The organism is Holdemania filiformis (genome assembly GCF_003459085.1).
Lineage (GTDB): Bacteria > Bacillota_I > Bacilli_A > Erysipelotrichales > Erysipelotrichaceae > Holdemania > Holdemania filiformis.
Genome location: NZ_QRUP01000011.1, coordinates 104,849 through 125,842, shown reverse-complemented (window position 1 = coordinate 125,842; position 20,994 = coordinate 104,849). Strand labels below are relative to the sequence as shown.

19 protein-coding genes and 1 pseudogene are annotated in these 20,994 nt (G+C 48.2%); 14 read left to right on the top strand and 6 right to left on the bottom strand.

Translation table 11 applies throughout. The annotated features are described in order from the left end of the window. Nucleotides 1–101 precede the first annotated feature (101 nt). On the bottom strand, nt 102–1,481 hold the full coding sequence (locus DWY25_RS10280; protein WP_117895151.1) for an IS200/IS605 family accessory protein TnpB-related protein: 1,380 nt from the start codon (nt 1,479–1,481) through the stop codon (nt 102–104). 336 nt (nt 1,482–1,817) lie between these two features. Between DWY25_RS10280 and DWY25_RS10275 the strand changes: the two genes are divergently transcribed. The 4 genes and pseudogenes from DWY25_RS10275 to DWY25_RS10260 all read left to right on the top strand — a co-directional run bounded on the left by DWY25_RS10275 (nt 1,818) and on the right by DWY25_RS10260 (nt 4,761). Next, complete coding sequence (locus tag DWY25_RS10275; RefSeq protein WP_181981784.1) at nt 1,818–2,132, top strand: transposase zinc-binding domain-containing protein; 315 nt, start codon at nt 1,818–1,820, stop codon at nt 2,130–2,132. Between the two features lie 582 nt (nt 2,133–2,714). Beyond that, nucleotides 2,715–2,825: pseudogene (locus tag DWY25_RS18105) on the top strand (transposase); the annotation flags it as partial. 196 nt (nt 2,826–3,021) lie between these two features. Continuing rightward, nucleotides 3,022–3,237 (top strand): hypothetical protein, encoded by a 216-nt coding sequence (locus tag DWY25_RS17960; protein WP_244925960.1) that lies wholly within the window; start codon nt 3,022–3,024, stop codon nt 3,235–3,237. Between the two features lie 249 nt (nt 3,238–3,486). Continuing rightward, nucleotides 3,487–4,761 (top strand): hypothetical protein, encoded by a 1,275-nt coding sequence (locus DWY25_RS10260; RefSeq protein ID WP_117895147.1) that lies wholly within the window; start codon nt 3,487–3,489, stop codon nt 4,759–4,761. A gap of 625 nt (nt 4,762–5,386) precedes the next feature. Here the strand turns inward: DWY25_RS10260 and DWY25_RS10255 are convergent. Continuing rightward, nucleotides 5,387–5,998, bottom strand: coding sequence for a hypothetical protein (locus DWY25_RS10255; protein WP_117895146.1), 612 nt, complete (start codon nt 5,996–5,998; stop codon nt 5,387–5,389). 118 nt (nt 5,999–6,116) lie between these two features. Further along, on the bottom strand, nt 6,117–6,992 hold the full coding sequence (locus DWY25_RS10250) for an HAD-IIB family hydrolase (RefSeq protein WP_117895145.1): 876 nt from the start codon (nt 6,990–6,992) through the stop codon (nt 6,117–6,119). 475 nt (nt 6,993–7,467) lie between these two features. Between DWY25_RS10250 and rsmG the strand changes: the two genes are divergently transcribed. The 4 genes from rsmG (at nt 7,468) to DWY25_RS10230 (ending at nt 10,790) form a co-directional block, all read left to right on the top strand. Next, the gene (gene rsmG, locus DWY25_RS10245; RefSeq protein WP_117895144.1) at nt 7,468–8,169 is read left to right on the top strand and encodes a 16S rRNA (guanine(527)-N(7))-methyltransferase RsmG; all 702 of its coding nucleotides are present in this window, start codon (nt 7,468–7,470) and stop codon (nt 8,167–8,169) included. A 12-nt stretch (nt 8,170–8,181) separates the two neighbouring features. Continuing rightward, nucleotides 8,182–8,958: a nucleoid occlusion protein gene (noc, locus tag DWY25_RS10240; protein ID WP_117895143.1), complete on the top strand. Its 777-nt coding sequence runs from the start codon at nt 8,182–8,184 to the stop codon at nt 8,956–8,958. Between the two features lie 175 nt (nt 8,959–9,133). Beyond that, a complete protein-coding gene (locus DWY25_RS10235; RefSeq protein ID WP_006058110.1) occupies nt 9,134–9,928 on the top strand; it encodes a ParA family protein in 795 nt (264 codons plus the stop codon). After that, a complete protein-coding gene (locus tag DWY25_RS10230; protein ID WP_117895142.1) occupies nt 9,915–10,790 on the top strand; it encodes a ParB/RepB/Spo0J family partition protein in 876 nt (291 codons plus the stop codon). Before DWY25_RS10235 ends, DWY25_RS10230 begins: the two co-directional genes overlap by 14 nt. Before the next feature lie 102 nt (nt 10,791–10,892). On the opposite strand, the gene DWY25_RS10225 is transcribed toward DWY25_RS10230, so the two are convergent. Next, the gene (locus DWY25_RS10225; RefSeq protein WP_117895141.1) at nt 10,893–12,482 is read right to left on the bottom strand and encodes a polysaccharide deacetylase family protein; all 1,590 of its coding nucleotides are present in this window, start codon (nt 12,480–12,482) and stop codon (nt 10,893–10,895) included. Between the two features lie 248 nt (nt 12,483–12,730). On the opposite strand from DWY25_RS10225, the gene tdh reads away from it, so the two are divergent. From tdh to DWY25_RS10195, 6 genes are all read left to right on the top strand, one after another. Beyond that, nucleotides 12,731–13,795: an L-threonine 3-dehydrogenase gene (gene tdh, locus DWY25_RS10220; protein WP_117895140.1), complete on the top strand. Its 1,065-nt coding sequence runs from the start codon at nt 12,731–12,733 to the stop codon at nt 13,793–13,795. Beyond that, the gene (locus tag DWY25_RS10215; RefSeq protein WP_117895139.1) at nt 13,795–14,988 is read left to right on the top strand and encodes a glycine C-acetyltransferase; all 1,194 of its coding nucleotides are present in this window, start codon (nt 13,795–13,797) and stop codon (nt 14,986–14,988) included. Before tdh ends, DWY25_RS10215 begins: the two co-directional genes overlap by 1 nt. A gap of 224 nt (nt 14,989–15,212) precedes the next feature. Continuing rightward, a complete protein-coding gene (locus DWY25_RS10210; RefSeq protein WP_117895138.1) occupies nt 15,213–16,940 on the top strand; it encodes an FAD-binding protein in 1,728 nt (575 codons plus the stop codon). A gap of 470 nt (nt 16,941–17,410) precedes the next feature. Further along, entirely contained in the window at nt 17,411–18,082 is a 672-nt protein-coding gene (locus DWY25_RS10205) for a LytR/AlgR family response regulator transcription factor (RefSeq protein ID WP_117895137.1), read from the top strand. Further along, complete coding sequence (locus DWY25_RS10200) at nt 18,079–19,065, top strand: sensor histidine kinase (RefSeq protein WP_220412936.1); 987 nt, start codon at nt 18,079–18,081, stop codon at nt 19,063–19,065. The genes DWY25_RS10205 and DWY25_RS10200 overlap by 4 nt, the downstream gene beginning before the upstream one ends. Nucleotides 19,066–19,096: 31 nt before the next feature. Further along, complete coding sequence (locus tag DWY25_RS10195) at nt 19,097–19,558, top strand: GNAT family N-acetyltransferase (RefSeq protein WP_117895136.1); 462 nt, start codon at nt 19,097–19,099, stop codon at nt 19,556–19,558. Nucleotides 19,559–19,689: 131 nt separating this feature from the next. On the opposite strand, the gene DWY25_RS10190 is transcribed toward DWY25_RS10195, so the two are convergent. Together DWY25_RS10190 and DWY25_RS10185 are read right to left on the bottom strand one after the other, a co-directional pair. Then, entirely contained in the window at nt 19,690–20,163 is a 474-nt protein-coding gene (locus tag DWY25_RS10190) for a hypothetical protein (protein ID WP_117895135.1), read from the bottom strand. Nucleotides 20,164–20,229: 66 nt separating this feature from the next. Next, entirely contained in the window at nt 20,230–20,739 is a 510-nt protein-coding gene (locus tag DWY25_RS10185) for a helix-turn-helix domain-containing protein (protein WP_117895134.1), read from the bottom strand. Nucleotides 20,740–20,994: the final 255 nt, after the last annotated feature.

The following is a 20,994-nucleotide window of genomic DNA, read 5'->3' as shown; positions in this document are numbered from 1 at the left end:
ATTGTGTATCTCGCGGTTCTCCAAGTTCGTTCTGCCTCGAATTCCAGCTTTCTCCTCTGGAAGCTGCTATCTTTGGACAGATTGAAGAACCGCGTTTCTATTTAATTCTGATATCCCATTCCGCGCCGCCCGATCACAAACGAAGCGGCCAAATGCACTGTACAGCCCATCTTCCGGCTGTATTTTTCTCTCCCAATTTGACTTGTGTACGCTGGATTTATTTGAACAACGCCATAGCCTTCCTTCCAACATCTCCTCTCTATTGCTTCCTGAATCTGTTTCGTCGCAAACTCGGATAACATTTGATTATGCTTTTGATTCCCATATCGCATATCGCTTTTCTTCTTCTCAAAATCCAGCGCTTCCATCACTAACGGTTTATGACTTCTCACACATTCCAGGACGACCTCTTTCGCCGTCTGCCGGATCTGATGCTTCCGTTGATTCTTCTTTTTTCCCCTTAAGGGCATCGGAACAGTTTTCAACAGCACACAGTTTCCACAGCGATCCGTTTCACTTACGGCAATATGATCCGCATTGATATCAATTCCAATCACGCCGTCTTGCTTGTCTTCCATTAATTCACGATCCTCCATTTCCACAATCGCTTTGATGATGAAATATTTCTTATGATCTTCCAATAGATAAGCGACCGCTTTCCCCGGTGTGTTGTGCGGCAGCTTCACCGCCCGTTCCAGTTCTTTGGCATTCGCATGAAAACGAACCTTTAACTGGATTTCTCTGTTTTCACTGCTGCAGCGATAAACCAATACGCCTTCTTCAAGATGATATTTGAATAGACAATTGGAATACTTCCCCTGCCTGCGCCCGGGAATCATCATAGTTTTGTTTCGCTGGTACCGGTATTCTTCAAGCCACGCTTCGTGATTTCCAGCATAAACCGTCATTCTGGAGCGCGACAGTTTCTTCCCGCCAAAGCAGGTAAACCGCATTTTCTGATTCGCGGTGTTGAGCTGTTGCTGCGTGCGATTTAATTTAAAGATCAATTGAGAGCGCTGGTTCTTTAACTGTTTCCGGGTTGGCCGCAGCACTTGTACCTCCTCAAGATAATCTTCCCGGGTTTGCTTTCCCAGCTTCGTTTTCTGTTTAAGTTGTGCTAACCGTTTATCCACCCGCTGGATTTCTTTCTCTGTTTTCCGGATTTTTTTCTCCACGCTTTTCACTCTTGCCTTTAATGACTTCTTCCAGCGTTCATGGTTCTCAAAGTCCGCTTTCAGCTGATGCTGAGCCTCCCATTGTGCTGCGCAAGGAAAATAATCATTCGTGTGAAACCGTCGTTTCAATTCTTTCTGCAGCGATTCTTCAAACGGGAAAGGAATTCCCCGGGCTTTTAAAGTCAATAAACGATAAGTGGTATGAAGGATCGAATGGTACAGAAGAATATCCTGGCGAATAGCCTGAGCTTCTTCAGGAAGCAATTCATCATAGTAGACCCGATCGGAACACGTTATTGTTTTCATGAAGAAGACCTCGCTTTCAGAGAACGCTCAGCTTTTCTATTGAGTTAATTATACAATTCATCCTTCTCCATTTCAACGCATTTGAGTTTGTTTCATTCTTTTCATTTTACTCGTTCAAGGCCTCGGTCATTTTCAATTGATTCTCCCTAATCCGCCTTCCTTAAGTGTGTATCTAAACGATAAATCCCATCGTTTTAAAACTCTTTAACGCGTTATAATTCTAATTTTGAGATGCACTTTCCTAATAGAAAAAAGGGTTCTGTGAGCACTCTGAAAGACAAAAGAAAGGGTAGCGAAGCAGCCCTGATTTTTGATAAACTAAAGGTGGGGAGTGTAATGAAATCTACTCTATCGAAAAAAGAAACCGTCTTAGCTTTGGGTCATTGCGACACCTATTTTCCCGGGCCTCATAAAATCACCATCGCTAAGATTTTCGCCGAGAATCAATGGCGTCTGCTTCGTGATTATGAGATTTGCCGCAAAGGTCTTCGTCCAACTATTATGAAAGCGATCAATTCCATCATTCTTTGTGAACGACATGATTTAGGTCATTCCGTCTACGAATGTCCCCATTGTCAAAACTTTACTTTCGTTTGGCACACCTGTAAATCTCGTTTTTGTAATAAGTGCGGGATTCGCTATGCTCGTTAACTTTCCGACTCAATTTCTTCTAAACTGTTTGACTGTCCTCATCGCCACGGCGTTTTTACTGTCCCTGAGCCTCTGCGCCCCTATTTCCAAAAAGATCGTTCTTTACTTCATGAGCTCTTTGGCGCAGTAGAAGACACACTTCATTATGTCATTCGGAAGGCCGGGACAAAACAGGACGAATTGATTCCCTGCGCGGTTTTAACGCTCCACACTTTCGGGCGTCCTCTTCACTGGATTTCCCATATTCATGTTCTCTTAGCGGAAAGATAAGTTCGGAAGTGCGGTTCCTTTAAACCTTTGAAACATATTCACTATGATTCTTTGCGGTTTTCCTTTCAAAAACAGTTACTCGATCGGATGGCTGCGAAGCTGGATTCCGCTGAATTTAAGAAAGTAAAAAATCAATGTTATCGTGATTATTCTGACGGCTTTTATGTTTATTGTCCGTCTTCCTCTCATCAATCCACTCAAGATGGCGTGGATTACATCATCCGTTATGTAGGCCGGCCCGCCATGGCGCAAAGCCAGATTGAAGACTAGGATTACGATCTTAATTTCATTTGATGGCATTATACCGATCATCAAACAAAGGAACGCGTCGATGTCTTCGATTCCACTGTAGATTTCATGAAGAAATTGATGATCCATATTCCCGATGAAAACTTCAAAATGGTTCGTTATTTAGGAGCTTACACTTCACGAAAGAGAAAACTCAGTGCTTGTATTCGGAAGATGTTAAGTCAACCCCGAGCTTGGATACGCAAGAAACTAACCACGTATCGTGAATTCCGAAAAGAATCGACTGGAATTGATCCTTTACTCTGTCCCTGCGGTCATGTTATGGAATTTGTAGAATCCTTCTTCCCGTCTGGATTGGAGGTGAAAATCAATGAAACGTGGAAATTTGTCGACTGGCGCAGCGAACTCGATCCCCTTCAAGTGTACTCAGTGCGGCTTCTTCGATCCGATGGAAATCGACATTGCGGAAGAAGTTTGTGATCGGATTACTGTGAACGGTATTCTATGTTTTTCCGCTTATTGTATCCGTTGTGATTCTCTGATGCTTCCGGAAGATGTTCTCCAGAAAATTTCAAAAGCAGAATAAGCCTTTGTTCCTTCTATATTCTTTTCAGTGTGCGATGGAATTCCTCTTATTTTGTTGTTTATAACCCAAAAGAACATTATTGCTCTTTTGGGTTATTTTTGTTCTCTGCCCTTAACATTGCACTTTCCTAATAGAAGAAAAATGAGCGGGCATGCCGAAGGAAAGACGGAAGCTCGCTTTTCTTTTGAAAGGAAAAGCGGCATGGGGAATATGCTATAATAAGAAAAAGAAAGAACAGGAGGGTTGGCGATGAGTATTGGACTATCGTTTGAAGCTCAGATTCAGGATGTAAGTGAAGCCCGGGAAGAAGTCATGGACTTAGCGGAACAATGGAATATTGCGGCTTTTCCGGATGAAAACAGCGTGAGCTTATCGTTCTGCCCGATCGGTATTCTGGAGATTCAATTCGAACAGGAAGAAGCCAATCACTGGATTATGTCAGGCGAGTGCGTGACGACACCGGCCGGACCGGGTCTGCATAAAGTGGTCGCTGATTTTATTGAAACGCTGGCGGATCGGCTGGACCTGGAAATCCTGTTTGACGATGAAGCGGAATATATGGATTATCATGATTTTAAGAAAATGGCAGAGGATCATTTTTATCCCTGGCTGGAAACGTTAATGACAATTCCGATTCATCAGCTGGAAGAAGAGGAATATACCAGTCTGTGCTTATGCTGGGATCTGAACGAATATATGCCGCGGGAAATCCCCGGCACCATCATCACGCACATGGGCCGGTTCTCGATCACCGCGTTGACGGAGAAGCTTGAAGACGGCATCGAAGCGTTCGCCGATCAGTTCTTCCTCTGGAAGAATCCGATCAAAGACGCGCTGTATTACCGGAATTGCGCGTTGAATGAATTGTGGGAGCATTGTTATTTCGCGCCGTCCTCCCGCAGCGAATTAGACCGGCAAATCAACGGGTTTATCTTCTTCCATCTGGAACAGGCGCTGATGATGGACCGGGCGCTGCCGTTTCCGATCGAAGCGTACTACAAGCTTTGTCAGCTGGACGGCAAGGATCCGCTGGATTTGACCGGCGTTCCCGAACTGCGGTATGAAACGAAGATCGGGTATCGGCGGGATCAGATCACACAGGATTTTGGTAATGTTAAGTTCATATTCCCTGGGAAATATAAATATGAATATAAGCAGACGGAACAAGGCCGGGGAATTAATTTATGGACAGATGAAAGCGATCCGCTATGTCCGCTGTGGCAGATCACCGGGTTTTCCCGCAATCAGGGCGATGCGGTTTTCTTTGATCAGGGATTTGAAAAAGTCCGGGATATCGAGGAATTCCAGGCCGGTGAAGGGATCTGCCGGTATGGCTGGTATTCATCGAATGATGAGCTTCAGCTTGCGGCCCAGATTATTTGCGGCGCGCAGCTGACGTTGGTCACCGTGACTCTGCACGATGAAGAACAGCGGGATAGTGTTCTTGAGTTACTTCACGGAATCCGGGCGCTGCTTCCCAAAGAGGAAGTCCGTCAACAGGCGACCTATTCTTCGCGGCAATAATTCTGTTTTTTTGCTTACTAAGGCGGAAAAGGATCCGGCTTGGCAGGAAAATTGGGTATACACAGATACTGATCTATAAGTTGTTATAAAAATAAAATTAGGTTTCACAGATTAAAGAATGAGAGCAATTCTATGAAAAAAAGTAAAATATTTGCATTGTTATTTTTGTGTTCTGTTCTGACAAGCTATATATTTAGAAATGTGGATTCTTTGACTGATGCTTTTATAGTGCTTAATAGCTTAACCTTTATAATGACCCTCGTATTTTTGATAATTGAACATATACAGAATAGAAAATAATTCAAATGAGCGCGATCTGCTTTAGAAAAACATAAGGCAAAGCAATCTAAGGCGATGATTCAGCGAGAGCCAACGATATATTAAAAAAGTCTCGAGCAAACTGAGGATTTTTTTATAATTCAGCATTATAGATAATGAAATGAGAAAAAATCTCAAATTTACGGATGGAATGTCAATTTCTATTTATCTTTGTTCTCAGTGGCAGCTTTAATGAAGAAAAAGAAAATATTATTTTCACGCTGGCAATTCATATCAAAAAAGGTTCAGGCAAAAGCGCCAAAACCTTCAAGCTTCATTACTTAAAAATGGATAATCTAAACTATCTTTATCGGAGCTTAACCGTGATCAACAAGGCCCGGTCGGCATCAACTAGTTCCGGATGTTCTAAACTTTGCATCAGATCGTTGACCTCCATCGAAAGCTGTCCATCATGGCCGCCGTCTTTTTCTAGAATCAAAAGCAGCGGCACCGGTTGATTTAATTGAACGTCGACGGTTTTATCCAGACGATCCGTTCCGCGAGCGCCCCAGTCCGAAGTGAAATAAGCGCCGTCTTCGCCGATTGGAACGTTGGGAGAAGAAACTCCGTCACAGGACCAGGCAAAGCGGGATTGATCGGTTAAAACCTGGATCATCAGGATTTTATCGTCATGTTCAAGCATACCGCTGGTTCCGCCGCCTGCCTCCTCCTGCCATTGGTGGTCCGCCGTTAACGTCCAGCTCTGAACTTCCAGTCCATCGACGGTTTCGTTGAGATGTAAGTCAAAAAAGAAAGTGGAATCTCCCTGCGGCATCAAATGAAGCAGGGACTGAGTATCTTCCGAGATTGCGTGCGGCGATAGGCTCAAGGAGCTTGGAGAAGTTGAAGTGGTTTGACAGCCGGCGAACAGAGCGGCAAGTCCCATGAATGCTAAACTGCGGATTATTTTCTTTTTCATACAATTTCCTTTCTGATCAGACGAAGCTGAATTGCGGAGCAGTGAAATTCTTATAAAGAAGCCGGAAAGTTAATCACTAAAGTTTGCCGGACAGAAATTTTCAGCGGTGAGATGAAGCTCAAGCTTGAAGGAAGACCGCGGGAAAGTTTAGATCTTCTGCGTCTGACGGCTGTCCGCATGCGGCGTTGTAGCGCAGGCAGGCGTCGATCAGTTCGTGCACTGAATCTACGGAATAGGGCACCTGAGCTTTGATCGCAGGACGAGCGGAATTCATCACGAAGCCATACGGAATACTTTGCAGCATATCCAGATCATTCTGTTCGTCGCCGATCGCTACGGCCTGTTTCCGATCCAGACCTAACCGATCCAGAATCTCCAACAAAGCCGCTCCCTTGCCGCAGCCCTCGCAGCTCATTTCCACCAGGTCCGGTCCGCTGCTGGTCACGGCCAGCCGGCCTTGGAAATGCCGGGTGAAGTAATCCAGGAAAAACGGAAGTCTTGCCGGATCGGCCAGAACCATAAAAACCTTATTGGGATACGCTGTTTGCGGCTGTTTCAAATAATCGCGGACCTGCCGCAAATAAAGATCCTCAGGAAATCGTTTTTGAATCAAATTGTTGGCCTGGTAGGTGATACGCTCCGTGATATCGATATCCAGCACGAAATCTAATTCATCGCGAAACGGTTCGCACAGTTCGCACAGCTCGTTCAGTTCCGGCGGCATGACTTCCCGGCTCCACAACAGCTGGTCGTTCAGTATCACCTTGGCGCCATTGCAGGCGATGATATCGCAGTCGATCGCGTATTCACGGATGATTTCCGCCCGCGTACACGCCCGTCTTCCCGTGGCGATCAAAAACCGATGGCCCGCTTCCGTCCAGCGGGCGATCGCGTCGCGGTTGGCCGTCGTCATTTTCCCCAGCTCCCGCGCGCCGTAATATAACGTTCCGTCGAGGTCGCTGGCGATCAGCCGGATTGGTTTTCTGTCCTTCATCTCCTGTTTCTCCTCCCTGAAAAACCTGTTAAAAACAGAGTAGCATAATCGTGGTGGAAAGGCAAATCCGACTGCGATTCCCTTTATGTATCTTCCTTATTAATAATAGAACAACGCCAGTTACTTCTCTTCATTGTAAAATGCGAACTTTGCCAGGGACGATCCTTGCCCGGACTAAATCATGATTGATCAATCAAGCCCGTGCGAAGTCGTGAGGGCTGGGTCTGCGGATAAAGAAAGCGGAAGCTCCGCAGTCCATGATGGAGTTGAGGAATTCCGCTGAATCCGCAAAAGAATCCGAAAAGGAAGACAAGGCTTCCTCATGCAGGGAAAATCCAGATGTAAAAACCCGGAACAAGTTTCAGAAGAAAGCGAAATCTCGGGGATGAAAAACGATGAAACATCAATTTCATGGGAAGAAGTGCTTTAGAACAGGAGAGAATTTTGCTATAATAACCCATGCGGAGGATGCAGTATGAAATGGGAAGAATTTATCGAAGCCTGTCGTCAGAAGGAAATCGGATGTTCCGCCCGGCAGCAGGAACAATTTGTGCGGTATGCGCAGCTGCTGCAGGAATGGAACGAAAAAATGAATCTTACTGCCATCACGGAATGGGAGGAAGTGCTGGAAAAGCATTTCTATGATTCGCTGGTTCCGTTTGCCGGCATGCCGCTGAACACAGTTCACCTGTGCGATGTCGGTGCGGGCGCGGGTTTTCCTTCCCTGCCGTTAAAAATTATGAATCCTCAATTGAAGATCACAATTTTAGAACCGCTGAATAAGCGGGTTGTTTTTCTCAAGGAAGTATGCCGCGAGCTTCAGCTGGACAATGTCGAATGTCTGAACGTCCGGGCTGAGGACTACGCGAAAGAACATCGCGAATCGTTTGATTTGGTCACAGCGCGGGCCGTCGCGAATCTGCGCATGCTGGCGGAGTTGTGTCTGCCGTTAGTAAAAAAGAACGGAATCTTTGTCGCCATGAAGGGGGCCGCCGGATTTGAAGAACAGGTCCAGGCGGAGAAAGCGACGAAAATTCTGGGAGCGGAATTGGAGCGCGCCGAGGAAGTCCATCTGCAGGATGGCTCGGCTCGTGTGAATCTGACGTACCGTAAGGTCCGGTCCACGCCGCCGCAGTATCCGCGCGCTTATGCGAAAATCAAAAAGAATCCGTTGTAAAGGAGTGTTTTTATGAGAGAAGTCCGGGAAATATCAATCGAACAGCTTCATCCCAACCGTCATCAGCCGCGGCTGGAGTTTAATGAAGACGCACTGATGGAGCTGGCACAGTCGATCCGGGAGAACGGTCTGATTCAGCCGATCACCGTCCGCGAGGATGAAGATGGTTATGAAATCATCGCCGGAGAACGCCGCTACAAGGCTTGCATTCTGGCCGGCTACAGCGAAGTTCCATGCAATGTCATGAGCGCCGATGAACAGAAGCTGGCCGAGCTGGCGTTGGTCGAAAATATTCAGCGCGAGAACCTGACTTCGATCGAGGAAGCCAAGGCCTATATCCAGATCATGCGCTCCGCCGGGATGACGCAGGAAGAACTGGCGGCCAAAATGGGAAAATCCCAATCCACGATCGCGAACAAGGTCCGGTTATTGAATCTGCCGGATGAAATCCAGGAAGGCATTTCCTCCCGTAAAATTACCGAGCGGCATGCACGGGCGCTGCTTTCGGTCGAACCGGAAAAGCAGCAGGAAGTCTATGAGAAAATCGTTAAAAAAGGGATGAACGTCCGTCAGGCGGAACAGCTGATCACCAGCATGAAAGAAACGCCGCAGACGAAACCGGAAGCGAAAAAACCAGTCTTCAAAGGCTTTGCCCGCAATATTAAAATCGCGGTTAATACCATCTATCAGGCGGTGGAAATGGTGCGCCGGACCGGGATCGCCATTGAAACCGAGGAAGCGGAAACGGACAACGATGTCCGGATTATCATTAAGTTTCCAAACAAGTAACGAAAATTCACCTCATTTCCAATCGGAAAGTGCCAGACAAGGAGAAATCTGAGATTTACGGAAACTCCGGTTCTCGGATCTTCCGGCTTCAGACCGGATGGCAATCCGATGGCGATGAGGGTTGTGCTCTGTGAATACCGAGTGTGGATATAAATTAAGATAAGGATGTGAAAAAATGGGAAAAATTATTGCCATCGCCAATCAGAAAGGCGGCGTCGGAAAAACGACGACAAGTATCAATCTCTCCGCCGGACTGGCCTATCTCGGCAAAAAAATATTACTGGTCGATTTTGACCCGCAGGGCAACGCGACGCAGGGCGTCGGCGCGACTCGCCAGAGTTTTGTGAAAAGTATTTACGATGTCATCATGACCGAGGTCGAAGTCAAGGACGCTGTGAAAACCATGAAGATTCCGCCGCTGGATATTCTGCCGGCGACCATCGATCTGGCCGGGGCGGACCTGGAAATGGTCGAATACAAATACGGACGTGAAAAGCTGTTGAAAAACAAGCTGGTCGCCGTGAAGAATGATTACGATTACATCATCATCGACTGCCCGCCTTCGCTGGGGCTGCTGAACACCAACGCCCTGACGGCCGCGGATTCTGTGATCATTCCGGTGCAGTGTGAATACTATGCGCTGGAAGGGCTGACGCAGCTGTTGTCGACAATTCGTCTGGTGCAGCGTCTTTTCAACAATAAATTGATGATCGAGGGCGTATTATTGACGATGTTTGATGCGCGGACCAAGCTGAGCGTCGAAGTTCAGCAGGAAGTCCGGCGGTATTTCAAGGAACGGGTGTATAAGACCTACATTCCCCGCAACGTTAAGCTGTCGGAAGCCCCTTCCCGCGGCGCCACGATTTTTGAATATGACGTAAAATCGGAAGGAGCCAAGGCCTACGCATCGTTAGCAAAGGAAGTCATTTCCTATAACGCAAAGGAGGCAAAAGCCAATGAAAAAGGATGAAGCCCGGCTGGGTAAAGGCCTGGGAGCCATTTTCGGCGATGATTTAAGCAATGTGATCGAGGAGATTCAGCAGGGGGACGAGAGTCGTCAGAGCGAGATTAAGCTGTCTGAGATCCGGCCGAATCCCTACCAGCCGCGTAAAATATTCGACGACGAAAAGATCGGCGAGCTGGCTCAGTCGATCAAGGAGCATGGTGTTTTCACTCCGGTATTGCTGCGCAAATCCGTCAAAGGCTATGAGCTGATCGCCGGCGAACGCCGCGTCCGCGCCAGTAAAAAGGCGGGATTGAAGACGATTCCTGCAATCGTCATGGAGTTCACTGAAGAACAGATGATGGAAATCTCGCTGCTGGAAAACATTCAGCGCGAGGACCTGAACGCAATTGAAGAAGCCCAGGCGTATCAGCGCCTGATCGAACGGCTGGACTACACGCAGGAAAAGCTGGCCCAGCGCGTCGGGAAATCCCGTGAGCACATCACCAACACCCTGCGGCTGTTAAAGCTGCCGAAATCTGTCCAGCAGCTGGTCACGGAGAATAAGCTGTCAATGGGGCATGTGCGCCCGTTAGTGACAATCGAGGACGAGGGCGAAGCGTATGATCTGGCGATGAAGATCGCCGAAGAAGGTCTGTCTGTACGCGAGGTGGAACGGCTGGTCAAGGAACGGCAGGAAAAACCGAAATCCAAGGCCGCAAAGAAAACGGAAGACCCGAATCTGTTGTATGTCGAGGAAGTCATGCAGAACAAGCTGCAGACTCGCGTCAAGGTCGATAAGAAACAGATCGTTATCCAGTATTCCGGCACGCAGGACCTGAACCGGATTCTGGAATTGATTCATTGTCTGGAAGAAACAGAATCTTAATGGAAATAGAATCAGGGCATATCCCCAGCTCAGATCGGGATATGCCTTTTTTGTATTTCAATGCCTTTTTCAGTCAGGAACTTGCGTCGCTTACCGTTAGTATCATTGATCGGTGAGCATCACAGACGAACCGTGCGTATCTGGATTTCCGCTGAAAATTTTCTGCCCCGGAAGCATTTCCAGCCCCTTTGCCTGCATCAGCTCCTGAACGGTGACGAGCTGATAGCCCATCGCGGTTAATTGCGGAATAATCGCTACCGCTGCGTCGGCGGATTCTGCGTGGATATCGTGCATCAGAATGATATCGCCATCCTCCACATTCTCAAGGACATGACGGATCGTCTTCTGGGCATTGCGGGTTTTCCAGTCCAATGTATCCAGGCTCCACAGAATCAGCGGCGTGTCGGCAGCTTCCCTGACTTGTTCACTGACAGCGCCGTAGGGGGGACGCAGTGTTTTCACCGATACCTGCTGATCAGTTAACTCGCCGATCAGCTCGTTGACACGGCGGAGCTGATAATTCAGGCGATCCCCTGACAGCTTGGTTAAATTCGGATGATCATAGGTATGCGACGCGATTTCACTGCCGCTTTCCGCAACTTGTCTGACAATATCCGGATAACGCTCGACATTGGTGCCGACCATGAAAAAGGTCGACGCTCCATCGTAAGTCCGCAGGGCCTCCAGAATGCGCGGCGTGTTCTTGGGATGCGGGCCATCGTCGAAGGTGAGCGCCACCATCGGCCTCTCAGGATCAATAGTTCGCGGGGGGATGAATAAATCTTCGCGGTCCTCTGCCGGTTTCAATAAGAAATGCGATCCCAGCTGCGTCCGGTTCACCGACCAGCGCAATTGATTTTGGGATTCTTGAAAGAACATTTCCTGTCCGGACATTGCCGGGTTAGTTCGCTCTATTCCATTATCTGCGCTGTCTTGCATTTCATCGCCGATTGCTTGTCCATCCTCTTTGGGTTCTTCCGTTTCCGTGGAAATCGCCACACCTTCCGGAAGCTTCATGAAGAACGTCAGCCGGTCGTCATCATAATAAAACTGAGAGAAATTTTCCGGAACCGGGGAAGTCGCCTCGATCATTGGCAGCGAGTAAGCCAGGGAGTGAGTTGCTTCCTGGTTTTTCATCGCATCCCGGAATAAAGCGGAGATCCGGTTCAGCCCGGTTTGATCGAAAGCCCGATCCGCGCCGACCAAAGCTCCTGTCTGTTGATCAAGAAGATAACCCCAGCGTTCTTCCTCGATATGATCGCCAACTTTTTTCTGAATCAGGTAAACAACCGACACGGTGTTCTGTGCTAAGGCTTCGGTATGATAGTCCGCTTTGATTAATAGGGGATCCGGGTCTTCCTGTCTGGCAGCCGGCAGCTCCACCGGCTGGGCGTATTCCGCGGTCAGCGTGGTCATCAGCTGCTCAGCCTGTTTTTTGGCCGCACTCTGAATGGTCTGCGGTTCCTGTGGGTAGAAAACGACAATTTCCACGGCGTCTTGTTTTTCATGCAGCGCTTGATCCAGCTGACGATCCTCCGCTTCGAGAAAGTCGGGCTTTTTATTTTTTGGCGTACGCTGCGGGAATGAAAAGAAGAGAACGCCTGCCGCCCCGGCGCTGACGAGGATTAAAAAGATCTTCGTCCGACGAAATCCTGATCTTCGATCACTTGTTTTTTTAGTTTCCGCTTGCATTAGCTCCCCTCCTTTACCCTCTTATTGTTGCCGGATTTTGTCGAATCATGAAAAAGACGGGGCCGGCTCGATGAATTCAAGTAAAATAATAATTTTCAACGATTTTCACAAGTTTCAGAAAGCGGCGCGGATAAATCGAGAAACTGTCTTTGTATTGCGGACAAATTTAAAAAAGTGTCTTGCATTTCACTGGAAACTAAGGCACTATAAAATTAAAGATACCGCTTACAAAAAGAAGGAGGAACAAAATGAGCGAAGGCAAAATGATGTGGGCTTTAGTGAAGGAAAAGGCGGACGTCGGCTTGACGCTGAAACAGGTGCCGGTCCCGGAATGCGGCAAAAACGACGTGAAGATCAAAATCCGCAAGACGTCGATCTGCGGCACGGACGTGCATATTTATAACTGGAACGAATGGGCGCAGCATACGATTCCGATCGGCTTGACCGCCGGGCATGAATATGTCGGGGAAATCGCCGAGGTTGGCGAAAATGTTGAAGGTTTCCAGGTCGGCGACCTTGTCAGCGGCGAAGGGCATATCACCTGCGGCCATTGCCGGAACTGCCTGGCAGGCCAGCCGCATTTATGCCGCAACACCCAGGGCGTCGGCGTAAACCGCAACGGTGCGTTCGCGCAGTACCTCGTGATTCCGGCGAAAAACGCGTGGCATTGTGATCCGTCGATCCGCGAGGAATTATACTCCTGCTTTGATCCGCTGGGCAACGCCGTCCACACGGCGCTGCAGTTCAATATGATCGGCGAGGATGTGCTGATTACCGGCGCAGGACCGATCGGCTGCATGGCGGCGGCGATCTGCCGGCATGTCGGAGCGCGGCATGTGGTCGTGACCGATGTCAACGAATACCGCCTGAACCTGGCCAGAACGCTCGGAGCGACCCGCACAGTCAACGTCGCTCAGGAGAAGCTGCCGGACGTGATGCGCGAGCTGGGCATGAAGGAAGGCTTTGACGTCGGCCTGGAAATGAGCGGCGCACAGTCTGGTTTCAACGACATGGTTAACAACATGAAAAACGGCGGCAAGATCGCACTCTTAGGCTTACAGAAAGCAGACGCCCGGATCAACTGGGAAAAAGTCATTTTCAACGGTCTGACGATCAAGGGTATCTATGGCCGGGAGATGTGGGAAACCTGGTATAAGATGTCGACGATGCTGCAGAGCGGCCTGAACATCGACGCTGTGATCACCCACCGGTTTGATATTCAGGATTATGAAAAAGGATTCGCGGCGATGAATTCCGGACAATCCGGCAAAGTGGTGCTGGACTGGAGTTCGCTGCAGAAGGAGGAAAAATAATGAATAAGATTGAAGCGCTGCAATTTTACGCCCAGGAAGTCGAGGATATTAAAGAAGCGGGTTTATTTAAAGGCGAAAGTCCGATCGTCACGCCCCAATCGTCACACGTGAAATTGGAAGACGGCCGCGAGGTCATCAACATGTGCGCGAACAACTATCTCGGGCTGGGCAACGATCCGCGTCTGATTCAGGCGGCGCAGAAATCGTATGAGGAAAAGGGCTACGGCCTGGCTTCCGTGCGTTTTATCTGCGGTACACAGGACAGTCACAAACAGCTGGAAGCGGCGATATCGCATTTTCTGGGTATGGACGATACGATCCTGTATTCCTCCTGCTTCGATGCCAACGGCGGTCTGTTTGAAACGATTTTGGGGCCGGAGGACGCGGTGATCAGCGACGAGCTGAATCATGCCAGCATCATCGACGGTGTGCGCCTGTGCAAAGCCAAGCGTTTCCGTTATAAAAACAACGACATGGCCGATCTGCGGCAGCAGCTGATTGCCGCGGAGGAAGCCGGGGCGCGGATTAAGCTGATCGCCACCGACGGCGTGTTCTCAATGGACGGCATTATCGCCGATCTGAAATCCATCTGCGATCTGGCCGACGAGTTCCACGCGCTGGTCATGGTGGACGACAGTCATTCTGCCGGCTTTGTCGGAAAACACGGCCGGGGAACAGCGGAATACTGCGGTGTGGAAGGGCGTGTGGACATCATCACCGGCACGCTGGGCAAGGCGTTAGGCGGCGCTTCCGGCGGCTTTACGGCGGCCCGTCAGGAAATCGTCGATCTGCTTCGTCAGCGTAGCCGGCCGTATCTGTTCTCCAACACCTTGGCGCCGGCCATCGTCGCTGCGTCTCTGGAAGTCTTTAAGATTCTGGAAGCCGATACCTCGCTGCGCGATCATCTTGAAGACATCACCGCGTATTACCGTCAGAAAATGACGGACACCGGATTTGATATCATCCCAGGCGTGCATCCGATCGTACCGGTCATGCTTTATGATGAAAAGACGGCAGGGGAAATGGCCAAGCGAATGATGGATAAAGGAATCTACGTTGTCGCCTTCTCCTATCCGGTCGTTCCGAAGGGGAAAGCCCGGATCCGCACGCAGGTCAGCGCCGCGCATACCCGCGAAGACATCGACACGATTGTCCGCTGTTTCTGCGAAGTCCGCGAAGAAATGCGGAAATAAATCAAAAAAGACCCGTTTTCGAGCAGAAAGCGGGTTTCTTTCACCTTACAAAAACTTTTCATACGCTGAAAGTAGTTCCAGAAAGGGAGAGAAAGCCTCATGGTTAAGCCATTATCTGGATTTATTGTGTTCATTTTGTGAAATCTTTGTGATTTTGTTCGCTTGACGAAAGAAGAGATTTCTGTAAAATAGGGAATGTAGAGGAGATCTACATAGGAGGAAACATGAACAACAAATTTGTGAAGGTCGGTCTTGCGGGTTTATTAGCGGCAAGCATGACTGCTTGCTCAAATACGCCTGCAGAACCAAGTCAGGACAAAACCCCTGATGCGGCAAACTCCGGCGTCTATGACGTCAAGGGTACAGGCTACGGCGGAGAGATGAATCTGAAAGTCACGATCGCCGATCAGAAGATTACGGACATCGAGCTGGTGGACAGCCACGAAACCAACGTCGTCATCGATCGCGCGTTCCCGGTGATTAAAGAAAGAATCCTGGAAGCCAACTCGCCGGTCGTCGACAGCGTGACGGCTGCGACATTCTCATCGTTCGGCGTGAAGGCCGCGGTGGCGGATGCGATGAAGCAGGCGGGCATGGATGTGGAAGACATCACGATGACCACTCAGGGACCGGAAAAACCAGCGTCTCAGCGGGAAGCGGAAACCTGCGATATCGTCGTTGTCGGCGGCGGTCCTTCGGGATTAGCGGCAGCCATCGGCGCGAAGCAGACCAACGCGAACGCCAACGTGATCCTGGTTGAAAAACTGGATATCCTGAGCGGCAACGGCAAATTCGATATGAACTTCTTCGATATCATCAATACCGAAGCGCAGAAAAAAGCGGGCAATGAAGAATGGACAGTCAATCAGGTCGAAAACTTCATTGAAAGCAAGTCGAAATCCGGCGAAAGCGCGGAACGCATCGAAGTCTGGGCTAACCAGGAAAATGAACTGGACGCCTGGCTGCGCGCGATGGGCGTGGAGCTGAACTATAACTATGGCGGTACCAACCACATGGCGGAAGATAACCAGTATTCCGGCGAAGTCATCCAGGCGGGTCTGGAAAAGACGGCGAAGGATCTGGGCGTCGATATCCGCACCGGCACCAAGGGTGAAGATCTGATTCTGGACGGCAAGGACGTCATCGGCGTGAAAGTCACAAATAACGATAACGAATCGTATGACATCAACGCACAGGCAGTCATCATCGCGACCGGCGGCTTCTGCAGCAACAAGGAACTGTTGGCGGAATATGCTCCGGGTTATGAAGTCATGAATACATCCAACCAGATGGGCACTACGGGCGACTTTGTCAAAGTCTTTGAAAAGAACGGCTTCCAGATGGAAAACATGGGCAAGATGAGCGTGTTCTCCAACATCATCGTTCCGCGCCGGGATCTGACCGGCGGCGCCGACATGAATCTGTTAGTCAACAAGGCGGGCGAACTGTTGAACGACAACACCGGCGGATTAGACCGGGCGGCAATGGTTCAGGGTCAGCCTGACGGCGCGGCGTTCTATATCACAGATAAGACAGGCTACGATTCATTCTACCGGATCCGCAAGCATGTTGGTCTGGGCTACTATGCGGAAGGCAAGACGATCGAAGAACTGGCGGAAGCTCTGGGTGTCGACGCGGCAGGATTGAAGGCCAGCATTGATCAGTATAACGCAGATGCGGAAGCGGGCGCGGAAAACGCAGTCTTGGGCGAAGTTCCTTCCCGTGCGCTGGATGCGGAAGGTCCGTACTACGGCGTTCGCGTTGAACCGGCAAACCACATGACTAAGGGCGGCGTTGTCGCTAACGAAAAGGCGCAGGTTCTGTATGAAGACGGTACTGTCGTCAAGGGTCTGTATGCTTCCGGTGAAGTGACATGGCAGTCCGGCGGATATTCTCAGTCGGTTGTCTTTGGTAAGGTCGCGGGTGAAAACGCGGCGGCAGAACTGAAATAAATCTTAGCTTAAGATAAGGTTTCAAGCTCTCACCCCTTTGAGGCAAGATTGGAACTTCTTACAAACAAGCAGGCAGGACAGAGCAATATCAAGCTTTGCCTTGCCTGTTTTTTATTTTTGCACAAAGCAAAAACATAAAAAATAAGATGACCGCTGAACTCAGACAGCGAATCCTTAACTTTGATTCAGTCATAATCTTTTGGATCCTTGTTTCCCCGAACGCAATTCGTTCTTGTTGATTTCAGAAAAATGTGTGATTTTAAGTCGTAAAACAGCAGAAAAATGTGTGATTTTAATTCGTAAAACAACAGAAAAATGTGTTGATCTGCTATCTGAGTTGTCAGAAACAGGGATTACACTATATTTGTCAGGAGATGGTTTTTCTTAAAAAAAGAACGGGTGACCGCGCTTATTCCTTTAAACTTGAATTCCGGCTTGTGTGTACATCGAGAACATTATAAAATGAAACTATGAAAATCGCATATTGTGAAGATGAAAAAATTCAGAAAGAAATTCTGGAGGAATCGCTTGGCCGCTGGGGCAAAACAGATCTGGTCTGGTATGAAAGCGCCGAACAGATGCTTTTCGAGTGCGATGGCCGGTATCCGTTTGATTTGATCATCCTTGATATCCAGATGAAAAAACAAAATGGGATGGAGCTGGCGCGCAGAATCCGTCAGACTGACGCTCAGGTTCCGATCTTGTTTTTAACGGCGATGAAGGAGTATGTGTTTGAAGGCTACGAGGTCAAAGCTCTGCGGTATCTGATCAAACCGGTTCAGGATGAGGCGTTGTTCGCAATCCTCGATGAAATTCAATCCGCGGATCAGCGTTACGTTTTGTTAAACGGAAGTCGGATTAACCTGAACGATTTGATTTATGTGGAAGCGGAAGCTCACTATTGTCACCTTGTTTTTGAAGATCACCGGCAGAAAGAAAAAATCGGCATCCGTGAATTGAAAGCGATGCTGGACGAAACGTTTGTGATGATTCATCGATCCTATCTGGTCAATATCGCCAAGGTGGATCAGATCCGCCGTGAGGATTTATCCGCGGGTTCGTTTACGCTGCCGATCGCCCGGTCGCAATTAAAGATCGTCAACGAAGCGTTCATCCGCTATAACAAAGGAACACGCTTATGATCGCGGTTTATCTTGTAGAATGCCTGCCGGGAATCGGGCTGATGATTCTTCTTTGGCTGCGGTTTCAGCGGAAAAGTCTGGCGCTGGATCTGGCGGTGTTGATCGGCGCGGCGCTCAGTTATAGGGGAACCCGCTCCTTTCTGCCATTTTTCTGCGTTGCTTATCTGCTTTGTCTTGTCCTGGAGCAGCAGCGAAGTCAAAGTCGGCCGGCGATCCTGGCGGTGATCGGTGTGAGTATGCTTTTCCTCGTCGGCTGTGGTATAGTGCAGGATCAGCTTTTACTTTTTCTGATGATCAGCCTTTTGCTTTACGGCGTCGGCTGCGCAAACCAGCGGCTTCTGCGGCGCAGTTATGAAGACCGGATGATGGAATATCAGAATAAAACTCTGGTCCGGCAGATGGAGGAAGTCAACAATATCTATCAGATTATGCGCGGCTGGCGGCATGATTATCACAATCATTTACAGAATCTGAAAGCCCAGCTGCGGATGAATCAAATCGAAGAAGCGAAAAACTATTTGAATTCGCTGGAACAGGACTTGGAAGACGTCTATGAGCTGGTCGACAGCGGCAACCTGAACGTCGACGCGATCCTGAATTCAAAACTGTCGATGGCGATCAAGAAAGAGATCGCGCTGGACTACAAAGCGACCGTGCCGAGTCAGCTCACCGTCGCTGATCTGGATCTGTGCGTGATTCTGGGAAATTTGATCGACAATGCGATGGAAGCGTGCGAAACGTTGACGTCGGACCGTTTTATTCGCTTATATATCGGTGTCTTTAAGCAGCAGCTTTATATCTCCGTCGCCAATGCGACCGCAGAGGTGGTGCGGAAGATGGATGACGAATATATCACACACAAGCGCGGCAACCATGGACATGGTTTACTGCGCATCAATCGGGAAGTGGAGAAGTACGGCGGGTATATCAACCGCAAGAATGAGCCGGGGATCTTCGTCACGGAAATTATGCTTCCTTTATAAACCGGAAGTTGTGTGTCAGAAAGGATATAGAATGAATATAGAATTAGCAAGTTTAAATAATCTGATTGATATAAAAGAACTTTATGAACTACTTTTTTCGGATATGGCTAAGTTACAGCCAAAATATTTTCAAACAGCAATTCAAGAGGAGGATTTTATAAAATCTATTATCGAGAGTGAACGGGATGATATACTGATTGCCAAAGAAAAAAATCAAATCTTGGGATTTGCTCTTGTGCAGGAACAAACAACACCAGCGTATCACTGCTTTGTTTTCCATAGATATGCTTATTTAATGGACATTGTCGTAGCCCCGGATCAGAGAGGCAAAGGAGTTGGAAAAGCTTTGCTAAACGAAGTGATAAACTGGGCGAAAATAAAAAAATTAGAATATGTTGAATTAAGCGTACTGACACAAAATAAAAATGCAATTGAAATGTATGAAAAAATGGATTTCGTGGAGTGCAGCAAGGTTATGCGTATGAACCTTTAAAGACCAATGACAATCCATATTTTCTGATCTTCTTCCCGTGAAGATGGGCACACTTTTAACACTGAACACAGCTGTTTATTTTGATCGTTGAATGACGCAATGAGCTTCGTTTTATTCCAGATAAAGAGAAGTTAGTTGAATGCGGCTTGATACCCGTTGGTCTTATCCCCGGTTATCGTAATAACATAGGATTCGCCAAAGTGCGCTTCCCATGAGATCGGGTTTAAATATCGGGTGATGTCTTCCGGATAGATATTTTCATAATTAGGCGTCACATATTCGGTTATAATTCTGAATTGGATTGATAATTCCAGGGGCTCCGGGGAATTGTTAAGTTCCGTTTTATTCCATACGACGATGTTATCCGAATCGTGTTTGATCAACGATCTGTCCGCATTGGAAGTGCCGCCGCTGTATTCGTGATTCCCGATGCGATAATCATAAATCAACAATCCAATATCTTCTTTTGTATCCAGCTGGATATGCAGCGCTATTTCATCTTCGTCAGGCACATAGCGGTCAGAATTCGTACGATTGTAAACTATAAAACCCAATCCCAAAATAACCATGGCCGCAATCGTTATCCCAATTTTCTTTCTCTTCATTTTAAGAACCTCCTGTTTATCAAGTACCGTTAAAAATCTGAAGCTTATCTAAAAGCTGAGAGATCTTCAATCTTTCTTTCGAGTCAGGAACAGACCCAGGATGATGCCGATCAAAAGAAGGGGCGCCGTTCTGACAAACAACCATTCCAGCGAATGAAAGGCAACGCCGATCACCGCGGTTTCAGGACTGCTGTAATCCCAGCTCAAGTAAGGACTGCCGATGGCGATGAGTACCGCATTAATCATAACGATGACCGCGCACAATGAGAGCAGCAGTCCATGGAGAATTTTTCGCCTTGTGATTTTCCGTTGGGCCAGCTGCAGGTTTATCACCTCCAATTTTTCAGAAATTACTCTTAAATGATTCATCTCTGCTTCATCAACAGGTTCTCCGAGCAATTTGCTTACCGGGATTTCCAGCACTTCCGACAGGGCAATTAACATATCAGAATCGGGAACGGATAACCCTTGTTCCCATTTTGATACCGTTTGACGGACCACGTTGAGCTTGACGGCCAGCTCCTGCTGCGAAAGTCCTTTTAATTTTCTGCCTCGTTTAATATTTTCATTTAACATTCAGGATTGTCTCCTTTTCATTTCTGCCTTCATTGTAAGAAAAAATATCCGATGCGGCAAGCAACGGAGATTAACATGGAAGCATACCGGGTCGTTTTCCTTATTCTATTCAATATCTGACAGAATATCGGCAAGTTGATCGTTATGGCATTCAGGTCTGCTTGAAGCTGAATCGAAAACAAAAACCATTCGTGCATGAAATTTTGCGTTTCGTGCCCTTTTTTCTTAACCGGCGTCATTCTACTATATAATCAG